This is a genomic window from Roseateles sp., assembly GCF_039595595.1.
Taxonomy (GTDB): domain Bacteria; phylum Pseudomonadota; class Gammaproteobacteria; order Burkholderiales; family Burkholderiaceae_C; genus Roseateles.
In genome coordinates this window covers 24,277-44,371 of the sequence record NZ_JBCNLG010000020.1, presented here as the reverse complement: position 1 = coordinate 44,371, position 20,095 = coordinate 24,277, and the positions used below count along the sequence as shown (strand labels likewise).

The following is a 20,095-nucleotide window of genomic DNA, read 5'->3' as shown; positions in this document are numbered from 1 at the left end:
CGCATCAATTGAAGTGGGGGGTCCCGCGCCTGGCCGCGGTCGCGGCATAGGCCAGGAACTGCCGGGCGTCCTCCAGCACCTCCTCGTTCGTCAGCACGTCCTGCGCGGCCGCCGCGCTGGCGGGGGCCATGTCCGCGCCTGGCCGAGCGTGCGGAAAGCGGCAGCTCATGCGCTGGAAGTCGTCGGCCGCTTGCTGGTAGATGTCGCGGGCGGCATCCGTGCAGAGGAAGGCGGTGATCTCCGGCTCGCGCGCGATACGTTGAGGGTCGGTGGTCGACCGCCAGAAATAGCCGCCCTCGGCCAGCTCCCGCTGGAAATGCGCATAGGCCGCCTTGAGTTGATCGAAGGCCGGAAATCCGAACGCCGACGCCGGCACATGCTGCGCCGCCGGCGCATCCGACAGCCGGTGCATCAACTGCGCGACGAGGTACTGACTGGGGTCCGGCTGGAGATAGAAGACCTTCGGCAGGCAGGACAGTGCCATGATGCCGGAGCACTGCGCGCACGATTCGAGCGAGGTGAAGATCGTGACGCCGTCCAGCCGCGTGCGGGCGACATGGACGTCCTCGTCCCGCGGACGGCGGGACTGGTCGAGCGCGTCGATGTCGAAGAGGCGGCGGATCAGCCGGGCTTCGGCATGTTGAACGGTGCTGGCGTAGATCGTGTTGTGGTTGAAGTCCACATCGCGCACCCGGCCCGTTCGATCGACGGCGAGCGCCGCGATGTTGTGGCCCAGGTACCGGTCGCCCAGGCGGTCACCGAGGTAGGTCCCGTCGGCGCGCCGCTGGTGGACGCGGGAGGGATAGTCCGAGTCGCGGCTGCCCCGCAGATTCCCGTTCCACCAGGCGGCGACGATGGCCATCAGCAGGCCGGCATGGATCGCGTGGCGCTCCGCCTCGACGGGCTCGATGGCGGGCGCCGGCGGCGCGGCGAAGTCGCACAGCGGCTGTTGCCAGTGCCGGGCGAGCAGGCTGTCCGGGGCGAAGTAATCGGGGAGGTCGGCCATGATGGGGCGCCCGCGTTGCGCGGGCCTGAAACAGGGAAGCTGCGGGAGTCGCCCGCTGCCGCGCCGTGGTTCCTCGCAGCGGCGCCGCGCCAGCAGTACGAACCCGCGACGCGATGAAGCGCCGACAGCTCCCACAAGCGGACTGATCACCCGCGCGCGAGCCGGCTCATTGCACCGCTCCCGACGCCGCCGAGGCCGCCGCCTGCGGCCGCGCCGGACGCGCGGGCAGATCGTCGAACGCGAATCCGGCCTTCCTGACGCCGTCGTCGATCGCCGGCACCAGCTTGCGCGCGGCGTCGAAATCGATGCGCGCCTTCTCCGCCTCGCCGAGTCTCGTCAGCGCCAGCCCGCGCCCATACAACGCCCAGGCCTGCGGCTTCTGTTCGATCGCCTGATCGAAGGCCTTCCTCGCTCTGGCCGCATCGCCCTGCCGCAGCCACGCCCAGCCCAGGAACCAGCGATACGCCGGTTCCCCATCGTCCAGGTCCACCGCCTCCTTGCAGTCGTCCACGGCCCGCGCCGGCTCCAGGTTCATCCGCGCGCGCAGCCAGCAGCGCTCCCCATGCATGGACGCCAGCCGCTGATCCCGCGGATGGCTCGCGATCCAGAGTTCAAATTGCCGCAGCGCCTGCGGCGCCTCGTCGCGCCGCGCATGAATGGCCGCCATCTGGGCGCGCAGGTTGGAGCCCGGCGGCAGTGACTCGTCCAGCGCGGCCAGGTCCGCGCCCGCGCCGTCCCGGTCGCCCGCCGCCATGCGCAGCGACACCCGGCGCAGCCGCGCCTCCGCCATCGACGGATCCAGCCTCAGCGCCTCGTCCAGGTCGGCCAGCGCCGCCTTGGGTTGCTTCAGCGCCTGCTGCACCCGCGAGCGCGACTCGAAGTAGCCCGCCACCGCCGGCGACAGCTGGATCGCCCGGTCCAGGTCCTCCAGCGCGCCGGCCGCGTTGCCCGCCACCAGCGCCGCGTTGCCGCGCCGCGCGAAGCCGTCCGCGTCGTCCGCGGCGATCTGCTCCGCCTTCGCGGCATAGCGCAGGTCCTCGGCCTGGGCCCCAGGGGCCCCCTTGGCGAAGACCGGCCCGCCATTCCAGGTCGCGTAGACCTTCCCCTGCAGCCGCGACACGTACACCCGGTGCGCCAGGAAGTAGTCCAGGCCCAGCAACATGCCATCGTCCAGGCCCCGCATGTTGCTGACCCGCATCCGGTTCCGGGAGACCTTCTCCCCGCCGATCTCGAAGGTCTCCACGTTGGCCATCCATTGCTGCGTCAGGTCGGAACCCGCGCCGCCCGTGCGGCCCGCCGCGGTCATGTCCGCCTCGGCGATGCCGGCCTTGCGCGCCGAGCTCAGCGCCAGCGAGGAAGTCGGTGCGCCGGTGTCCATGACGGCCGTCGTCTTCTGGCCATTGATGCGCACCTCGACCCGCACCGTGCGGTCGTTGCCGCCATAGCCGATCAGCGGCGTCTCGATCACCGGCGCATCGCCCGCCCAGTAGGCCAGCGAGGTGCGCTCGCAATCGCCCTTGGGCAGGACCAACCGCACCATGCCGTGCGCCAGGTCGTACTCGGTGTCCGCGATCGACAGGAAGTTGCGGCCCAGCACGCCCATGATCCCGGCGTTGATCTCGTTGCCGCCCACCAGGAACTCAATGCCCGGCACCTCCGCCTTCTCCAGCACCACGCTCTTGACCGTGGTCACCTTCAGCGCCTCGACCGCGCCGGTGATGCCGTACACGCGCATGTTGGACGGCGCTGGCCGCAGACGCAGGCCAAGCTGCTTCGCGCTCGCCTCGCTGAGAAAACTGTAGAAGGCCCCACTGTCCACCAGCATCGGCACCGGCACGCCGTTGAGCTTGACCGTGGCCACCGGCCGCTGCTCGACGAGCCGCACCGGAATGTCCATGGCCTCGATGCGGCAGCGGTTCGGATCGGGTTCGGCCGCCCGGGCCGGCTGGCCTTGGCCGGCCAGGGTCAGCGCCAGCACCGGTGCCAGCAGGGGCGCCAGAAGCACGGCATGCGGTCGGGCCTGCGGCCCTGCGTTCAGACGTGGATGCAATCGTCCCTCCCTCGGGATGTGTCGCGCGGGCGTTCGGCCGCCCAGCGCGACCCAGGACGATACGCCGTTCGACCCCGGGAATATCCCCCTTCAAAGGGGGAAACGGTGTCAAGGCGCCGTGAGGAACAACGCCTCGAAGCCTGCCTTGCGGATGACCTCGCCGCGCTGGTTCGTCAGCGATGTTCCTCGTCATCCACCTCTGCTGTACTTGTCCCCAGGGTCAGTCCTTGCCGTCCGCCGCCGGCTTCAGGATCTCCGCCCACAAGGCCGCGGCGCGCACCGTGCCGTCGACGTTGAAATGGCAGCCATTGCGCAGCGGCGCGCCGAGCACGTCTGTATCCGGCCCCGCGCGAAAGCCGCTGCCCGGAATCGCGATCAGCTCCCGCACCGCCTCGCGGATCTGGCCGCCGTCATGCGGCGGGCACCAGGTCGACCGCGCGATCCACCACGGCGCATCGACGCCGCGCGCCGCCATGCCGGCCTTCAGCGCGGCCAGCGCGTCGCGGTAGTCGGCCATCGCGGTGCGGTCACGGGCATCGGCCTCGCCCTGCTGCCAGAGCACCGCCGCCACCGGCCAGCGCGTGCCCTTGATGCGGTCGAGCTGCGTCTGCCAGTAGCCGCGCAGCGCGCCCTCCGGCGCGGTCCATTCGGCGATCGAGCTGCCCTCCACCGCGATCACCGACCAGACGATCGGATGCCCGCGCCAGCGCCCGCCCAGCGCCTGGTTCACCGCCGGCCAGAGGCTGCCGCCGGTGCCCGTGGCACCCGGCACCGGCGCCCCCGCCAGGCCGCAGCCGCCCAGGTGCAGCACCGGCATCAGCGGCACCGGCGCGGCCGAGGGCGGCACCGGATCGGCATGATTCGCCGCGTTCGACTGGCCCAGCACCAGCACCACCACCGGCTGCTCGCGGCCGAACACGGCGCCGCAATCGGGCGCCGTGACCGGCATGTCGTGGATCGCCGCCAGGCGCCGCGCCAGATCGTCGGCGGGCGTCGCGCCACGCGACTGCCGCAGCATCGCCACGCCGGCCGCGATCATGCCGCCGCAGGTCAGCAGCGCCACCGCGCCGATCGCCAGCGGGATCAGGGAGTTCTTCCGTTCTTCGGTCATGGGGCGCGCCGGATCAGCGGCGGAGTCCAGGGAGCGCGCATTGTCCTCGCGCCCGGCCGCTCTCGCTCAAAGCTCTCGCTCAAAGCCCCCGCCCAGGGCGACGGAGCGCTGCGCCCTGCCCCGCTCAGCCGCGAGCCGCCGCCGCTTCGGAACGCGGTCCGCGCGCCCGGTAGCGATCGCGGATCCAGCGCATCGCCGGCTGCTCGACCCACCGGGTGAGGCCATGCGCCAGCGCCGCCGAGAGCGCCATCGTCAGCGCGATCGCGACGTGGACCTCCACGCCCGCCGCTTCCAGCCGCCGCAGCACCGCCCAGCCGATGTTCTCGTGCAGCAGGTAGAGCGTGTAGGAGATCGTGCCCAGCCACAGCAGCGCCCGGTGCTCGAGCCAGGTCCAGCGCCCCCGGGCCGCGCCATGCAGCACCACGAAGAACACCGCCGCCAGCGCCGCCCAATGCCAGCCATCGGCCACGCCCAGCACGGCGATGGCCGACAGCGCCAGCGCGCGATCACGGACCGAGCCCGCGTCCTCGCGGCTCAGCCGGTAGATCGCCACGCCGAGCGCGAACCACGCGATGTGCGGCAGCAGCAGCCAGCGCTGGCCCAGCCACGGCAGCTCCACGCCGGCCCAGGCATGCGCCGCGGCATAGACCAGCCGCAACGCGAGCGCCCCGAACAGGAAATTCCTCAGCCCCGCCGCGCCGCCAAGCCGGAAGCTCAGCAGCGCCCAACCGTAGAACAGCAGCTCGATCTCCAGCGTCCAGTACACGCCGTCCACGTGCGGCACGCCGAAGAAGCCCTGCAGCATCGTCGTGTTGACCAGCAAGGCCTCCCAGCCCACGGTCTTGCCGGGCAGGCCGATCGCATGCGTCAGCGCGAAGGTCAGCAGGATCGCGCCCCAATACGCCGGGTAGAGCCGGCTGAAGCGCGAAACGACGAAGTCCATCGGCCGCGCGGTGCGCTCCAGCGTCATGAAGATGACGAAGCCGCTGATCATGAAGAACAGGTTCACGCCCACGTACCCGCGCGGGAACGACAGCCACGGTGCCTGGACATGGCCGAAGAGCTGGTCGTAGCGCGTCGTGTAATGGAACAGCACCACCGCCAGCGCCGCGATGCCGCGCAGCGCATCGAGCTGCGCCAGGCGCGGCGTGGCGCTCACACCAGGACCTCGGCGGCGGCCGGATGGCTCAGGAAGCCCTGCGGGCTCGCCGTGATGCCGTAGGCGCCGGACTGGAACACGACCACCAGATCGCCGGGCTCGGCGCGCGCCAGGCTCATGCGCTCGCCCAGCAGGTCCAGCGGCGTGCACAGCGGCCCCACCACGGAGACACCGGACTCGATCTCGACGCCCTCGCCCATGCGGTTGCCGATCACCACCGGATAGTTCTTGCGGATGACTTGGCCGAAGTTGCCCGAGGCCGCGAGGTGGTGGTGCAGCCCGCCATCGGTGACCAGGTAGACCTGTCCGCGCGAGACCTTGCGGTCGACCACGCGGCAGACGTAGAGGCCGGCCTCGCCGACCAGATAGCGGCCCAGCTCGACCACCAGTTTCGCCCGCGGCAGTTCGATCGCGGCGCGCTCGACCAGCGCGGCCAGGTTGGCGCCGATTGGCGCCAGGTCGAGCCGCTGTTCGCCGGGGAAATACGGGATGCCGAAGCCGCCGCCCAGGTTCAGCACCCTCACCGGGGCCGGCGCGTCCTTGGCCAGCCGCAGGGCGAGTTCATAGCTCTTGAGCTGCGCCTCGACGATGGCCTGCGGCTTCAGGTTCTGCGAGCCGGCGAAGAGATGGAAGCCCTCGAAGCCCAGGCCGGCCTCGCCGATGCGGGCCAGCAGCGCCGGCACCTGCTCCGCGTCGACGCCGAACTGCTTGGGCCCGCCGCCCATCTTCATGCCCGAGGACTTCAGCTCGAAGTCCGGATTGACGCGCACGGCCACCCGCGCCGCGTAGCCGGTCTCGGCGCACAGCGCGCGCAGCAGCTCGACCTCGCGGAAGGACTCCAGGTTGATCAGGATGCCGGCGGCCAGCGCCTGCTTGAGTTCCAGCGCGCTCTTGCCGGGACCGGCGAAGCTGATCTCGCGCGGATCCGCGCCGGCGTCCAGCGCCACCTGCAGCTCGCCCGCCGAGGCGACATCGATGCCGTCCACCAGCCGCGCCATGTGCGCCACCAGCGCCGGCATCGGGTTGGCCTTCATCGCGAAATGCAGCTCGAGCCCGGCCGGCATCGCGGCGCGCAGCTCCTCGACCCGGCGCGTCAGCAGCGCGCGGTCGCAGGCGTAGAACGGCGTGCGGCCGACCCGGTCCGCGAGTTGCGTCAGCGGCTGGCCGCCGATCTGGAGCACGCCATCGCGCGCACTGAACTGGTCCATCGGCGCGTGCTGCGGCGCGGCCTTGGCGGGAGCGGCGGAAAGGGGCGTGTCGTCGGTGCTCACGGGTCGGGGTCCTGGGCCGGTCAGCGGATCTCCTGCCGTGTCACCCAGTCGGTGCTCAGCAGCTTGCGGTCGATCTTGCCGTTGGGGTTGCGGGGCAGCGGGCCGGTCTGCGCCTCGATGCCCGATGGAATCATGTAGGCCGGCATGCGCGCCTTGCAGGCGGCCAGCAGCGCGGCGGTGTCGAGCGCCTGGGCGCCCGACGGCGGCGTGGCGATCACCTGGATGGCCTGCCCCAGCGTCGCGTGATCGACGCCAAAGGCGACGCACTCGCCCACCAGCTGCGTCGCGTACAGGATCTCCTCGACCTCCGTCGGGCTCACGCGGTAGCCCGAGGTCTTGATCATCTCGTCGCGCCGGCCGATGAAATACAGGAAGCCCTCGGCATCCCTTCGAACGGTGTCGCCGGAGAAGACCGCGTACTCGGGCAGCTGCAGGCCGGCTTCCCGGCCTGCCACGCCGGGCGGCAGCAGCTTGTAGCGCTCGGCGGTCTTCTCGGCGTCGTTCCAGTAGCCCAGGCCCACCAGCGCGCCGCGGTGCACCAGCTCGCCGGGCTCGTCGGGCGCGCAGGGCGTGCCGTCCTCGCGCAGCACCAGGATCTCGGCATTCGGGATCGCCTTGCCGATCGAGTCGGGCCGGCGGTCGACCTCTTCCGGCGGCAGGTAGGTCGAGCGGAACGCCTCGGTCAGGCCGTACATCAGGAAGGGCTGCGCCGACGGCACGCGCTGGCGCAGCAGGTTCAGCGTCTCGCGCGGCATGCGGCCGCCGGTGTTGGCGAAGTAGCGCAGCTCGGCGTCGATCGCGGCCGGCCACTCCAGCTGCGCCAGCTGGATGTAGAGCGGCGGCACGGCCGTCAGGCCGGTGATGCGGTCGCGCTCCAGCGCCTTGAGCACGTCGCGCGGCATCAGGTAGTTCAGCAGCGTCACCGACGCGCCGGCGTGGAAGGCCGTCGTCAGCTGGCTGAAGCCGGCATCGAAGGACAGCGGCAGCGCCGCCAGCAGCCGGTCCGACGGGCGGTTGCCGAGGTAGCTGGCCACGCTCTTCGCGCCGGCCACCATGTTGCGGTGCGACAGCACGACGCCCTTGGGCCGGCCGGTCGAGCCCGAGGTGTAGAGGATCGCCACCATGTCCGTGTCGATGACGCGGTGGGCCGCATGGGCCGGGGCGTCGAGCAGGTCGCTGTAGCGGACCCAGCCGGCGGGCGCGGTGTCCGGCGCGGCGTCGACCAGCACCACGTGCCGCACTGACGGGCATTGCGCCAGCACCGGCTGCAGCGACGCGAAGCGGTCGCGCGAGGTGATCAGGATGCGGACCTCGCAGTCGCGCACGATGAAGCCGACCTGCTCCGGCTTGAGGATCGGATTGACCGGCACGAACACGCCGCCCGCGGCTGGCGCCGCGAAGCTGGCGACGACGGTCTCCAGCCGCTTGTCGAGGTAGATGCCCACGCGTCCGGCGCGCTCCAGCCCCAGCGACAGCAGGCCGCTGGCCAGCGCCTGGACCTGGCTGGCGAGCTCGCCATAGCTGAGCGCGCGGGCGCCGTCGCGCAGGGCCGGCGCGTCCGGATCGCGTTCGGCGCTGAGCCGGATCAGGTGCGGGAGCAGGTGGCTGTCGGTGGCGGTGGCGGTCACGGTGGCGTCACTGTACGAGGGCGAAAAAAGTATCTCACGCACACCCGCGGCAATCCCGCACGATCGGGTCGCGATCCCCTTGGGATGGGGGGGCGCCCCGGGGGTTGCTCCAGAGGGCCACAGTTAAGATCCGCCCCGATCATGAACACCCAACAACACCTGCTCGCCATCCTCGACGACGTCCTCAGCCTGGAAGGCCGTGCCAAGGACTTCAGCGTCGACACCGCGCTGCTGGGCGCGATCCCGGAACTCGATTCCATGGCGGTCGTCAGCCTGATCACCGCGCTCGAGGAACAGTTCGGCTTCGTCGTCGACGACGACGAGATCGACGGCGCCACCTTCGCCACGGTGGGCGCCCTGCTGGACTTCGTGAACGGCAAGCTCGCCGCCTGACCGGCGCGACCGCCGCGCCACCGTCCCCATGGCCGCCGCCTCCACGCCCTTCTTCCTGGATGCCGGCGCGCGTGGCCAGCGGCTGTGCGTGCACTACCCCGCGCAGCGCGAGGGCGCGCGCGGCCAGATCCTGCTCCTGCCGCCGTTCGCGGAGGAGATGAACAAATCCCGCCGCATGACCGCCCTGACCGCGCGCGCCTTCGCCGCCGCGGGCTTCGAGACGCTGACACTGGACCTGCTGGGCTGCGGCGACAGCAGCGGCGATTTCGGCGATGCCACCTGGCAGGACTGGCTCGACGACGCGCGCCTGGGCGCGGACTGGCTCACCCGGCGCGCCGCGCCTGGCGCGGACGGCCAGCGGCCGCCGCTGTGGCTGTGGGGCCTGCGCGCCGGCGCGCTGCTGGCACCGGCCGTCATCCAGGCCGTGACCGATCGTCCCGTCCATCTGCTGCTGTGGCAGCCCGTGACCAGCGGGAAGCTGCAGCTGCAGCAGTTCATGCGGCTGCGCGTGGCGGCCGACCTGATCGGCGGCCAGGCCAAGGGCGCCGTGCAGGCGATGCGCGATGAACTGGCCCGCGGCGAGCTGGTCGAGATCGCCGGCTACCTGCTCGCACCCGCGCTGGCGCATGGCCTGGAAGCCGCCCAGTTCAAGCCGATGGCCGGCGTCGGCCGCGTCGCGTGGCTGGAGCTCTCGCCGCGCGAGGACGCCACGCTGACGCCGGCCGCGGCGATGGCCGTCGAGGCCTGGACCGCGCAGGGCGCCGAAGTGCGCGCCGCCGTCTGCCAGGGCCCGTCCTTCTGGGCCGCCACCGAGATCGAGGAAGCGCCCCGCCTGATCGAAGCCAGCCTCGCCGCGCTCGCGGCGGGCGTGGATTTCGCGCATCGTCCGGCCGAGGCCGTCTCCGCATGAACGCGCCGCACGCCCTGCCCTACCGCGACCGGCTGCTGCCCATCGAGTGCGCGGGCGAGGCGCTGGTCGGGCTGCTGAGCGAGCCCGCCGCTGAAACTCCCACCGAAGCGGCCGCCGGCACCGGCGTGCTGCTGATCGTCGGCGGCCCGCAGTACCGCGTCGGCAGTCACCGCCAGTTCACCTTGCTGGGCCGAGCGCTGGCCGGCGCCGGCGTGCCCTGCCTGCGCCTGGACTACCGCGGCATGGGCGATGCCGGCGGCGAACAGCGGCCCTTCGACCAGGTCGACGCCGACATCGCCGCTGCCATCGATGCCTGGCAGCGCGCGCATCCGTCGCTGCGCCGCGTCGTGCTCTGGGGCCTGTGCGACGCGGCCTCGGCCGCGCTGCTCTACGTCCACCGCCGCCGCGACGCGCGCGTCGCCGGCCTTTGCCTGGCCAACCCCTGGGTCCGCACCGAGGCCAGCCTCGCCCGCACGCAGGTCAAGCACTACTACCTGGACCGGCTGCGCCAGCCGGCCTTCTGGCGCAAGCTGCTGAGCGGCCGCGTGGGGCTGTCCGCCGTGAAGGAGCTGCTGGCCAAGGTCGCGCAGAGCCGCGCCGCGCCGCCTTCCGCCGCGAAGAACGCGAAGCATGCGCAGACCGGCGCGCCGGTCGCCGACACCCGCCACTACACCGAGCAGATGGCCGATGGCCTGCGGGCCTTCGGCGGCCCGGTGCTGCTGATCCTGTCCGGCGATGACTACGTCGCCAAGGAATTCCTGGACCGCTGCCGCGATGGCGGCCCGGCCTGGCGCGGTCTGCTGAGCCGCCCGGGCCTGCGCCGCGAGGACCTGCCGGACGCGGATCACACCTTCTCGACCGCCGCCTGGCGCGCGCACGTCGAGCGGCTCACCGCCGCCTTCGTCCGCGACGCGCTGCCGGCCTGACGGAGCCCCGCATGACGACGACCCGCCGATGCCCCCTTCCGCTGCGCCAGCGCCTGCTGCGCGCGGCCCGCGCCGCGCTGCTGGGCGCGGGCGCCCTGGCCGCCACGCTGGCCGCGACCCTGGCGATCGCGCAGACCGCCGGCGGCTGCGGCCCGCTGGAGAACAACTTCGGTCCCTACGATTACCGCGAGTACAAGGACGCGCCCGAGAAGGATCCCAAGACCGGCGCCAGCTCCAACCTCTTCCTGGTCGAGAGCGCGCACTTCCTGGAAACCTGCGAGGCGATGGTCTATTGCGCCGCCGGCACGCCGGGCCGCGAGTTCGACTACACGCTGCGCGCCTTCCCCAACCATCACCGCGCGCTGGTCGCGATGGTCAAGCTGGCCGCGCGCACCAACACCGACAAGGCCGTCGACGCCCGCTACACGGTGTCGTGCTACTTCAACCGCGCGATCCGCTTCAAGCCCGACGACATCGTCGTGCGCCTGCTCTTCGCCGTGTACCTGAAGGACAGCAAGCGCCTGGACGCCGCGCGCGAGCAGCTGCGCGAGGCCAAGGCGCTGGCACCCACCAACCCGTTCAGCCAGTACAACCTGGCCATGGTGGCCGTCGACCTGGAGGACTACGCCACCGCCGTCGAGTACGCCCGCAAGGCCTACTCGGCCGGCATGACGCAGCCGGTGCTCAAGCAGCGGCTGATCGGCGCCAAGCGCTGGACCGAGGCCGACGAGGCCGCCTCTCAGCCCGGCGCCGCCGAGGCGGCCGAGGCCGCGGCCTCAGCTGCATCGGCCGCGGCCAGCGCCGCCTCCGCCCCCTCGACCGCCGGCGCCGCCGCGTCCGCGCCCGGCCGGCCGTGAGCGCGTCCCGCCTGCCCGCGCCGCGGCTCCCCGTCGTCGGCTGGAACACCTTCTCCGGCCCGCAGGAGGCCGCGGTGCCGACGCTGCTGGCGCATCCGCGCCATGAGCTGACCACCAGCGGCCGCGCCGCGATCCTGCTCGCGCTCGAGTGCCTGGCCGTCGGACCGGACGACGTCGTGCTGCTGCCCACGTACCACTGCCCGACCATGGTCTCGCCGGTGAAGACGCTGGGCGCCGACGCGGTCTTCTATCCGATCGACGAGCGCGGCGCGCCGCGGCTGGACTGGCTCTCGGCCCATGTGCCGGCGCGGACCAAGGCGTTGCTGGTGCCGCACTACTTCGGCCTGCCCCAGCCGATGGACGAGGCGCGCGCCTGGTGCGACGCGCGCGGCATCGCGCTGATCGAGGACTGCGCCCATGCGATGTTCGGCCGTGCCGGCGCGCGCGCGATCGGCTCCTGGGGCGACGTGGCCATCGCCAGCCTGACCAAGTTCTTCCCGACGCCCGAGGGCGGCATCCTGGCGCTCAATCGCGCCGGGCTGACGCTGCCGGCGCTGGCGCCGGCCTCCGCGATCGAGCAGCTCAAGGCCGCTTCCGACATCCTGCACATGGGCGCCAGCCACGACCGGCTCACCGGTCTGAACGGGCTGATCCGCGGCGCGTTCGCGCTCAAGAGCGGGCTGCGCGCGATGCTGCGCGGCCCGGCCGGCAAGCCCGCCGCCCCGAGCCGCTACGGCGAACTCGACGAGGCCGACGAGATCGACGCCAACATGGCGCTGATCGACCGCTCCCAATCGCACCGCGCGCTGACGCGCGCCAGCGGCTGGATCTCCACGCGGGTGCCGCGCCGGCGCATCGTCGAGGCGCGGCGCCGCAACTACGCATTCTTCGTCGAGGCCTTCGCCGGCCGCGACGGCGTGCACGCGCTGCTGCCCGCGCTGCCGGCCGACTGCGCGCCCTATGTGTTCCCGCTGTGGGTGCGCACGCCCGATCCGGGCTACCTGGAGATGCGCAAGCTCGGCGTGCCGGTCTCGCGCTGGGACCGCCTGTGGCCTGGCGTGCCGGGGCTGCCCGGCGATGCCGGCAAGTCCTGGTCGCACCACGTGCTGCAGCTGGCCTGCCATCAGGACCTGAGCGACGCCGACCTGCGGCGCATCGTCGAGCAGGTCGAGCGCCTGTACATCGCGCCCGCGCGCTGAAAGTCCGGCGATGCGGCGCGTGCTCATGGTCTCCTTCCAGTTCCCGCCGATGGCGGGCACCAGCGGCGTGCAGCGCGCGCTGCGCTTCGCGCAGCAGTTGCCGGCGCTGGGCTGGTCGCCGAGCATCCTGACCGCCGATCCGCGCGTGCACGCCCAGACGGGCGAGGACCTGGTCGGCGAGATTCCGCCCGCGCTGCCGGTGCGCCGCGCCTTCGCGCTGGACGCCGCGCGGCATCTGTCGATCGGCGGCCGCTATCCCGGCTTCCTGGCGCGCCCCGACCGCTGGCACAGCTGGCTGCTCGGCGCCGTGCCGGCCGGACTGCAACTGATCCGCCAGACCCGCCCCGACGCGATCTGGAGCACCTATCCGATCCCGACCGCGCACCTGATCGGCTACTGGCTGTCGCGGCTCAGCGGCCTGCCCTGGGTCGCGGACTTCCGCGATCCGATGGCGCATGACGGCTATCCGGCCGACCCGGTGCTGTGGCGCAGCTTCGCCGCGGTCGAACGCAAGGTGTTCTCGCGCGCGACACGCCTGACCTTCACGACGCCCGGCGCCGCGCGGCTCTACGCGGCCCGCTTCCCGGCCGCGGCCGAGCGGCTGCGCGTGATCGAGAACGGCTACAGCGAGGAGGCGTTCCAGCAGGCCGAGCGCGCCCTGGGTGCCGGGCCTGCGGCGCCAGCCGGCGGACCGCGCGTGCTGCTGCACAGCGGCGTGATCTATCCCGACTGGCGCAGCCCGGCGCGGCTGTTCGAGGCGCTGGCCGCCGCGAAGGCCGACGGCCGCGTCGATGCCACGCGGCTGCGGCTGCGGCTGCGCGCGACCGCGCATGACGGTTTCGTCGGCGAGCTGGCCGCGCGCCACGGCATCACGGACCTGGTCGAGATCGCGCCCACCTTGCCCTACGCCGACGCGCTGGCCGAGATGCTGCAGGCCGACGGCCTGCTGCTGCTGCAGTCCCGCGACTGCAACGACCAGATCCCCGCCAAGGCCTACGAGTACCTGCGCGCGCGCCGGCCCGTGCTGACGCTGGCCGATCCGGCCGGCGACACCGCGCAGCTGATGCGCCGCGCCGGACTGCCGCATGCCGCGGCGCTCGAGGACGGCCCCGGCGTCGCGGCCGCCTTCGACCGCTTCCTGGGCGACCTGCTCCACGGCCGCGCCGCGGCGCCGTCGCCGCGCGTCGTCGCTCAAGCCTCTCGCGAGGCCCGCACGAGCGAGCTCGCGCGCGTGCTCGACGAAGCCTGCGCCCCCCACATGCCCACCGCCGAGGCCCGTCCATGACCCCGCCGCCCCTGAATTCCCTGTCCTGGACGCTGTTCCCGCTGCACGGCGCGGCCGCGTTCGCGCCGCATGCGGCGGCCTGGGACGCGCTGCAATCGCGGGTCGCGGGCCTGCCCTTCCTGGAGAGCGCGTTCCTCACGCCGCTGCTGTCGGTGTTCGGCAGCGGCCGCGAGCGGCTGGCGCTGCTGGGCGATCCGAAGGCGCCCCGCGCGGCGGCCATCGTCGCGCCGGCCGGCAACGGCCAATGGACCACCTTCCAGCCCTCGCAGCTGCCGCTGGGCGCCTGGCTCAGCCCCGCCGGCGAGCCGCTCGAGCCGCTCGCCGCGGGCCTGCTGCGGGCGCTGCCCTTCCCCGCGCTGGCGCTGGGGCTGACGCAGCTGGACAGCCTCTTCCACCCGCGCGCCGCCGACGGCCCGCGCTGGCGCGGCCAGGACTACATCGACACGGCCTGGGTCGACCTCGCCGGCGACTTCGACAGCTACTGGGAAGCGCGCGGCAAGAACCTGCGCCAGAACCTGCGCAAGCAGCAGAAGAAGCTGGACAGCGCGGGCACCGTCACCCGCATCGAATGCCTCATTCATCCCGAGGACGTCGCCCAGGCGCTGACGGACTACGGCCGCCTGGAGGCCAGCGGCTGGAAGGGTCAGGAAGGCACGGCGATCGCGCCGGGCCATCCGCAGTACGAGTTCTACCGCGCGATGCTGGAAGCCTTCGCGCGCGACGGCCGTGCCCGCCTCTACCAGTACTGGTTCGACGACGCCGTCGTCGCGATGGACCTGTGTATCGAGTCGGGCGGCAAGATCGTGATCCTCAAGACCGCCTACGACGAAGCCCACAAGGCTGTGTCGCCGTCGACCTTGATGCGTCAGGTGCAGTTCCAGCAGCTCTTCGACGCCGCGGCGGCGGGCGGCCCGCTGCGCCGCATCGAGTTCTACGGCAAGGTCATGGAGTGGCACACGCGCTGGACCGCTGACGCCCGCCCGATCTATCACGCGACGCTGTACCGCTGGGGCTGGGTCCCCGCGCTGAAGCGCCTGCTGCGTGGCGGCGACGCCGCCGCCTCGCCTTCCGCGTCGCCTGCCGCAGCACCGTCCACCACGCTTTCCACCACGCCTTCCGCCGGTGATCCGGCGCCGCCGGACACGCCCGCCGCCCCCGCGCGGGCCGATGTCCAGGGAGCCCCCCAATGAGCGCCACCGCCCCGCTGATCGCCGTCGTCATCCCGCATTTCCAGCGCCAGCCCGGGCTGCTGCCCAAGGCGCTGGCCTCGGCCTTCGCGCAGACGATCGCCGACCGGCTGCACGTCATCGTCGTCGACGACGAATCGCCGGTGCCCGCGCAGGCCGAGATCGACGCCCATCCCGAGTTCCCGCGCGAGCAGCTGACCGTGCACCGCAAGCCCAACGGCGGCGCCGGCTCCGCGCGCAACAAGGCGCTGGACCTGGTGCCGCCGGGCACGGCCTATGTCGCCTTCCTCGACTCCGACGACGAGTGGCGCCCCAACCACCTCGCCAACGCGCTGGCCGTGATGGGCGAGCGCTTCGACGGCTACTTCGCCGACTGGTGGTCGTTCAACTATCCGGAGCAGACCAACTTCCAGCGCATCGGCACGCTGGACAAGCCGCATGCGTCCGTCTGCGCCCGGCCGCGGGGCTTCGACCTCGGTGTCTCGCCGCTGGAGCACATCCTGAGCGACGGCGGCGGGCTGATCCAGACCTCGACGGTGGTCTACCGCTTCGACCGCTTCCCCGCGCTGCGCTTCCGCGAGGAGTTCTTCAACGGCCAGGACTTCTTCTTCTGGATGGACCTGGGGGCCGGCGGCGCGACCTTCTGCTTCTCCACCGAGGTCGACTGCAACAACGGCGAAGGCATCAACATCTACCAGAGCGCTGGCTGGGGCACCGAGCGCTCGCTGCACCGGCTGCGCAACGAGCTCTTCGTCTGGACCTCGGTGCCGCGCTTCTACCGGCTGACCGACGGCCAGCATCGCAACAACCAGCGCACCATCCGCAAGCTCCAACAGGACGTCGTACGCGACCTGCTGCACCGCGTGCGGCATGGCAAGGCGGTCAACCTCAAGCTGGTGCGCGACATCGTGCGCTTCGACCCGACCTTCCTGCTCTACGCCGCCGCCGTGCCCTTCCGCGTGCTCGGCGAGAAGCTGACGCGGCGATCGGGGAGCGCGACGGCATGAACGGGAAAGTGCGAGGGGCTTTGGTCTGGTCCTTCGCGGAGCGCTACGCGAGCCTCATCGTCAACATCGCCTCGACGATGGCGCTGGCGCGCCTGCTGACGCCGGCCCAGATCGGCGTCTACTCCGTGTGCGCGGCCTTCGTGACCGTGGCCACGGTGCTGCGCGACTTCGGCATCAGCGAGTACCTGATCCAGGAGAAGGAACTCACCGACGACAAGCTGCGCGCCGCCTACGCGGGCGCGATCGCGATCGGCTGGTCGGTGGGACTGCTCGCGCTGCTCGCCCGTCATCCATTGGCCCAGGCGCTGCGCGAGCCCGGCGTCGTCGACGTGATCGGCATCCTGGCGCTGAACTTCGCGATCCTGCCGTTCGCCTCGCCCGCCTTCGCGCTGCTGAACCGGCACATGGAGTTCCGCAAGATCTTCATCATCCAGTTCTCGTCGTCGATGGTGCATGCCTGCACCGGCGTGCTGCTGGCGATGAACGGCTTCGGTTTCCGCAGCCTGGCCTGGGCCAGCGTGGCCAACACCGGTTTCCAGGCGCTGCTGCTGCTGGCGATGCGGCCACCCGGCACGCTGCTGCTGCCCGGCGTGAAGGGCATGAAGCAGGTCTTCGGCTACGGCTCCTACTTCGTCACCAGCCGCCTGATCGAGACCTTCACCCGCAACGCCCATGAATTCATCATCGCGCGCGTGTTCGGGCTGACCTCGGTGGGGCTGTTCAGCCGCGCGCTGGGGCTGCTGGAGATGTTCTACACGAACGTCACCTCGGCGGTGCTGCGCGTGGCCACGCCCGCCTTCGCCGACCAGCACCGCCAGGGCGGCGACCTGCCCGCGCTCTACGCGCAGGGCACGGCGATGATGACGGCGATCGCCTGGCCCTTCTTCGGCTTCGTCGCGCTGATGTCGCGCGACATCATGCGGCTGCTGTTCGGAGCTCAATGGGATGCGGCCGCGCCGATCTGCACGCTGCTGGCGCTGGCCATCATGCCCACCTACCTCTACAGCCTGGGGCCCAATCTGCTCAACGCGACGGGCCATGTCGCCAAGCGGCTGCGCATCAACCTGATCTACAGCCCGGTCCATCTGATCGTGCTGCTGATCGCGTCGCGCTTCAGCCTGGAGGCGCTGGCCGGCTCGTGGATCGTGAGCCATCTGGTGGCGCTCTCGCTCTACGTCCACTACATGCGCTCGCTGCTGGGCGCGACGGCGCGCACCCTGCTCGGCCCCAGCCTCAAGAGCGCGATGGTCGCGGCCGGTTCGATCGCGGCGCAGGCGCTGGCCGCCGAGCTCTCGCATCGCGCGCAGTTGCCGCTGCTGATCGGCCTGATGCTGACCGGCGGCGCCGGCATCGCCGGGCTGCTGATCGCGGCCCAGGCGTTGCGGCACCCGCTCGCGCAGGAAGTGATGCGCGCCTTCCACCACCTGCGCAAGCGAGCCACGCCATGAGCGCCCTGTCCCGGCCCGACGTGGCCTGCGTCATCGTCAGCTTCAACGGCGCGCCGTGGATGGCGGACTGCCTGCGCGCGCTGCGCGAAAGCACCGTGCCGCTGCGGGTGATCGTCGTGGACAACGCGTCCTCGGACGACACGCGCGCGATCGCCGGCCAGTTCCCCGAGGTCACGCTGCTGCCGCAAGCGCAGAACCTGGGCTTCGGCCGCGCCAACAACATCGGCATCGCGCGCGCGCTGGCCGATGGCGCGCGTCAGGTCTTCCTCCTGAACCAGGACACCGTGCTGGCGCCGGATGCCATCGCGCATCTGCTGCGCGAGGCCGCCGCCGATCCCTCGCTGGGCATCCTGTGCCCGCTACAGCTCGATGGCGAGGGCCGTTCGATGGATCCCACGTTCCTGCGCTACTACGTCGCGCCGCACGCGACGGCCTACCTGACCGACGCGGTGATGGGGCATCCGATCGCGCCGCACTACCGCGCGCATGCGCTGCCGGCCGCGGCCTGGCTGCTGACGCGCGAGTTCCTGGAGCAGGTCGGCGGTTTCGACCCGCTGTTCTTCCTCTATTGCGAAGACGACGACCTGTGCGCCCGCGCGCGGCATCACGGCTTCGGCATCGCGCTGGTGCCGGCGGCGAGCTTCCGCCACCTGCGCGGCTTCCATGCGCCGGCGTCATCGATCCCGGCCGCGCAGCGGCTGCGCAAGCGCGCCTCGCGGCTGCGCTCGATCGTGGTCAACGACATCAAGAAGCCGCAAGGCCGCTTCGGCCGCAACCTCTGGTACGCGCTCGCCTCGCAGACCGTGCAGGGCGCGCTGCAGCTGTTCGTCTATTTCAACTGGGTGGAGGCGCTGGCCGGCTGGGGGGCCGTCCTGCGCGTCATTCCGGAAGTGCCGCGCATCCGCCGGCACCGCCAGGCCTGCCTGACGCGCGGGCCGCACTGGTTGCCACCCGTTCCTTCGACCCGGCCCTCAGAAGACCGCGCACCATGACCCGCACCGCCACCTTCCTGTCCACCGGGCATCCGAGCCTGCCCGGCCTGGGCATCGACGCCCTCGAGTCCCAGCGCGACGACGCCTGGCGCACGCTGCTGGCGGCGGCCGATCCGGCGCCCGGCCTGTCCCAGGTCGGCGGACGCTTCTCGGTGGCCTGGGCGCAGCCCGGCGGGCGCACGGTGCTGGCGACGGACCGTTTCGGCATCGAGCCGCTGTGCTACCGCATCGTCGGCCATGAGTTGCGCTTCGCCACGCGGGCGGACGAGCTCGCCGGCGACGATGCCGACCTCGATCCGCAGGCGCTGTTCGACTACCTCTACTTCCATGTGATCCCCTCGCCGCGGACGGTGTTCCGCAACATCTTCCGGCTGCCGCCGGGGCATGTGGCGATCTTCGAGCGCGGCGAGCTGCGCGTGCTGCCCTACTGGACGCCCGGGTTCCGCGCCGATCCGGCGCCGCGGCTCGATGAACTCAAGGCCGAGTTCCAGCAGATGCTGGAGCGCGCGGTGGCGCGCCAGATGCAGGCGCCGGACGCGGCCTGCTTCCTGAGCGGCGGCACCGACAGCTCGACCGTGGCGGGCATGCTGAGCCGCGTCGCGGGCCGCGGCGCGGACACCTACTCGATCGGCTTCGAGGCCGAGGGCTACGACGAGATGGCCTTCGCGCGCATCGCCGCCAAGCACTTCGGCTGCCGTCATCACGAGTACTACGTGACGCCCAAGGACCTGGTCGACGGCATCGCCAAGGTCGCGACGCACTACGACCAGCCCTTTGGCAACAGCTCGGCGCTGCCGGCCTACTACTGCGCGCGCCGCGCCCACGACAACGGCGTGCGCCACCTGCTGGCCGGCGACGGCGGCGACGAGCTGTTCGGCGGCAACACGCGCTACGCGAAGCAGACGGTGTTCTCCTGGTACGGCAAGGTGCCGGGACCGCTACGGGACCTGGTGCTGCAGCCGGTGCTGGGCTCGCCGATCGGCCGGCTGCCGCTGCTGAAGAAGGGCGCGAGCTACATCGATCAGGCGCGCGTGCCGATGCCGGACCGGCTGCAGAGCTACAACCTGCTGACGCGGCTGGGCATGGCGGACGTGCTGGAGACGGACTTCCTGCGCCGCGTCGATCCGATGGGGCCGCAGAAGCAGCAGCGCCAGGTCTGGAACGCGGTGAAGAGCGGCACGCTGGTGGACCGGATGCTGGCCTTCGACTGGCGCTACACGCTGGCCGACACCGACCTGCCCAAGGTCGTGGGCACGACGCAGTTGGCGGGCACCTCGGTCGGCTTCCCGATGCTGGACGACGAGCTGCTGGCCTTCTCCCAGAGGCTGCCGGCGGATTACAAGCTCAAGGGGCTGAAGCTGCGCTGGTTCTTCAAGGAGGCGCTGCGCGGCTTCCTGCCCGAGGAGATCATCGTCAAGAAGAAGCAGGGCTTCGGCCTGCCCTTCGGCGTCTGGGCCACGCGCGACGACGGCCTGCGCGCGCTGGCGGCGGATTCGCTGGGCAGCCTGTCCACGCGCGGCATCGTGCGGCCCGAGTTCATCCAGAGCCTGCTCAAGCAGCGCCTGCCCGAACACCCCGGCTACTACGGCGAGATGGTGTGGATCCTGATGATGATGGAGCAGTGGCTCCGCGGACGGCGGCCCAACTACCGGGTCTGAGTTCGCGC

17 protein-coding genes are annotated in these 20,095 nt (G+C 71.8%); 11 read left to right on the top strand and 6 right to left on the bottom strand.

What is annotated here, in order from left to right; translation table 11 throughout:
* Window positions 1-4: 4 nt before the first annotated feature.
* The 6 genes from ABDW61_RS20045 to ABDW61_RS20020 all read right to left on the bottom strand — a co-directional run bounded on the left by ABDW61_RS20045 (window position 5) and on the right by ABDW61_RS20020 (window position 8,225).
* Window positions 5-1,006 carry a hypothetical protein gene (locus ABDW61_RS20045; protein WP_343641203.1) on the bottom strand — a complete coding sequence of 334 codons (1,002 nt, stop codon included), beginning with the start codon at window positions 1,004-1,006 and terminating at the stop codon, window positions 5-7.
* A 166-nt stretch (window positions 1,007-1,172) separates the two neighbouring features.
* The gene (locus ABDW61_RS20040; RefSeq protein WP_343641201.1) at window positions 1,173-3,011 is read right to left on the bottom strand and encodes a retroviral-like aspartic protease family protein; all 1,839 of its coding nucleotides are present in this window, start codon (window positions 3,009-3,011) and stop codon (window positions 1,173-1,175) included.
* A 265-nt stretch (window positions 3,012-3,276) separates the two neighbouring features.
* Window positions 3,277-4,167 (bottom strand): sialate O-acetylesterase, encoded by an 891-nt coding sequence (locus ABDW61_RS20035; protein ID WP_343641200.1) that lies wholly within the window; start codon window positions 4,165-4,167, stop codon window positions 3,277-3,279.
* Window positions 4,168-4,291: 124 nt separating this feature from the next.
* Window positions 4,292-5,326 (bottom strand): acyltransferase, encoded by a 1,035-nt coding sequence (locus tag ABDW61_RS20030; protein WP_343641199.1) that lies wholly within the window; start codon window positions 5,324-5,326, stop codon window positions 4,292-4,294.
* Entirely contained in the window at window positions 5,323-6,534 is a 1,212-nt protein-coding gene (locus ABDW61_RS20025; protein WP_343641256.1) for a pyridoxal-dependent decarboxylase, exosortase A system-associated, read from the bottom strand. The genes ABDW61_RS20030 and ABDW61_RS20025 overlap by 4 nt, the downstream gene beginning before the upstream one ends.
* Window positions 6,535-6,617: 83 nt before the next feature.
* Window positions 6,618-8,225, bottom strand: a complete 1,608-nt coding sequence (locus ABDW61_RS20020) for an acyl-CoA ligase (AMP-forming), exosortase A system-associated (RefSeq protein ID WP_343641197.1) — start codon at window positions 8,223-8,225, stop codon at window positions 6,618-6,620.
* Window positions 8,226-8,366: 141 nt separating this feature from the next.
* Here ABDW61_RS20020 and ABDW61_RS20015 point away from each other — a divergent pair, with 141 nt between their 5' ends.
* From ABDW61_RS20015 to ABDW61_RS19965, 11 genes are read left to right on the top strand one after another with little or no spacing between them, the layout of a single operon-like run.
* On the top strand, window positions 8,367-8,618 hold the full coding sequence (locus ABDW61_RS20015; RefSeq protein WP_343641195.1) for a phosphopantetheine-binding protein: 252 nt from the start codon (window positions 8,367-8,369) through the stop codon (window positions 8,616-8,618).
* Window positions 8,619-8,646: 28 nt separating this feature from the next.
* Complete coding sequence (locus tag ABDW61_RS20010) at window positions 8,647-9,528, top strand: hydrolase 2, exosortase A system-associated (RefSeq protein ID WP_343641193.1); 882 nt, start codon at window positions 8,647-8,649, stop codon at window positions 9,526-9,528.
* Entirely contained in the window at window positions 9,525-10,454 is a 930-nt protein-coding gene (locus ABDW61_RS20005; protein ID WP_343641192.1) for a hydrolase 1, exosortase A system-associated, read from the top strand. Before ABDW61_RS20010 ends, ABDW61_RS20005 begins: the two co-directional genes overlap by 4 nt.
* An 11-nt stretch (window positions 10,455-10,465) precedes the next feature.
* Window positions 10,466-11,311, top strand: coding sequence for an ABC transporter permease (locus ABDW61_RS20000; RefSeq protein WP_343641191.1), 846 nt, complete (start codon window positions 10,466-10,468; stop codon window positions 11,309-11,311).
* Entirely contained in the window at window positions 11,308-12,510 is a 1,203-nt protein-coding gene (locus tag ABDW61_RS19995) for a DegT/DnrJ/EryC1/StrS family aminotransferase (protein ID WP_343641190.1), read from the top strand. The genes ABDW61_RS20000 and ABDW61_RS19995 overlap by 4 nt, the downstream gene beginning before the upstream one ends.
* A 25-nt stretch (window positions 12,511-12,535) precedes the next feature.
* Window positions 12,536-13,795 carry a glycosyltransferase gene (locus ABDW61_RS19990; protein WP_343641255.1) on the top strand — a complete coding sequence of 420 codons (1,260 nt, stop codon included), beginning with the start codon at window positions 12,536-12,538 and terminating at the stop codon, window positions 13,793-13,795.
* Window positions 13,792-14,985 carry a GNAT family N-acetyltransferase gene (locus tag ABDW61_RS19985; protein ID WP_343641189.1) on the top strand — a complete coding sequence of 398 codons (1,194 nt, stop codon included), beginning with the start codon at window positions 13,792-13,794 and terminating at the stop codon, window positions 14,983-14,985. Before ABDW61_RS19990 ends, ABDW61_RS19985 begins: the two co-directional genes overlap by 4 nt.
* Window positions 14,982-15,989, top strand: a complete 1,008-nt coding sequence (locus tag ABDW61_RS19980; protein ID WP_343641188.1) for a glycosyltransferase family A protein — start codon at window positions 14,982-14,984, stop codon at window positions 15,987-15,989. Before ABDW61_RS19985 ends, ABDW61_RS19980 begins: the two co-directional genes overlap by 4 nt.
* A complete protein-coding gene (locus tag ABDW61_RS19975; protein WP_343641186.1) occupies window positions 15,986-17,437 on the top strand; it encodes a lipopolysaccharide biosynthesis protein in 1,452 nt (483 codons plus the stop codon). Before ABDW61_RS19980 ends, ABDW61_RS19975 begins: the two co-directional genes overlap by 4 nt.
* On the top strand, window positions 17,434-18,429 hold the full coding sequence (locus tag ABDW61_RS19970) for a glycosyltransferase family 2 protein (RefSeq protein WP_343641184.1): 996 nt from the start codon (window positions 17,434-17,436) through the stop codon (window positions 18,427-18,429). Before ABDW61_RS19975 ends, ABDW61_RS19970 begins: the two co-directional genes overlap by 4 nt.
* Entirely contained in the window at window positions 18,426-20,087 is a 1,662-nt protein-coding gene (locus tag ABDW61_RS19965) for an asparagine synthase-related protein (RefSeq protein ID WP_343641182.1), read from the top strand. The genes ABDW61_RS19970 and ABDW61_RS19965 overlap by 4 nt, the downstream gene beginning before the upstream one ends.
* Window positions 20,088-20,095: the final 8 nt, after the last annotated feature.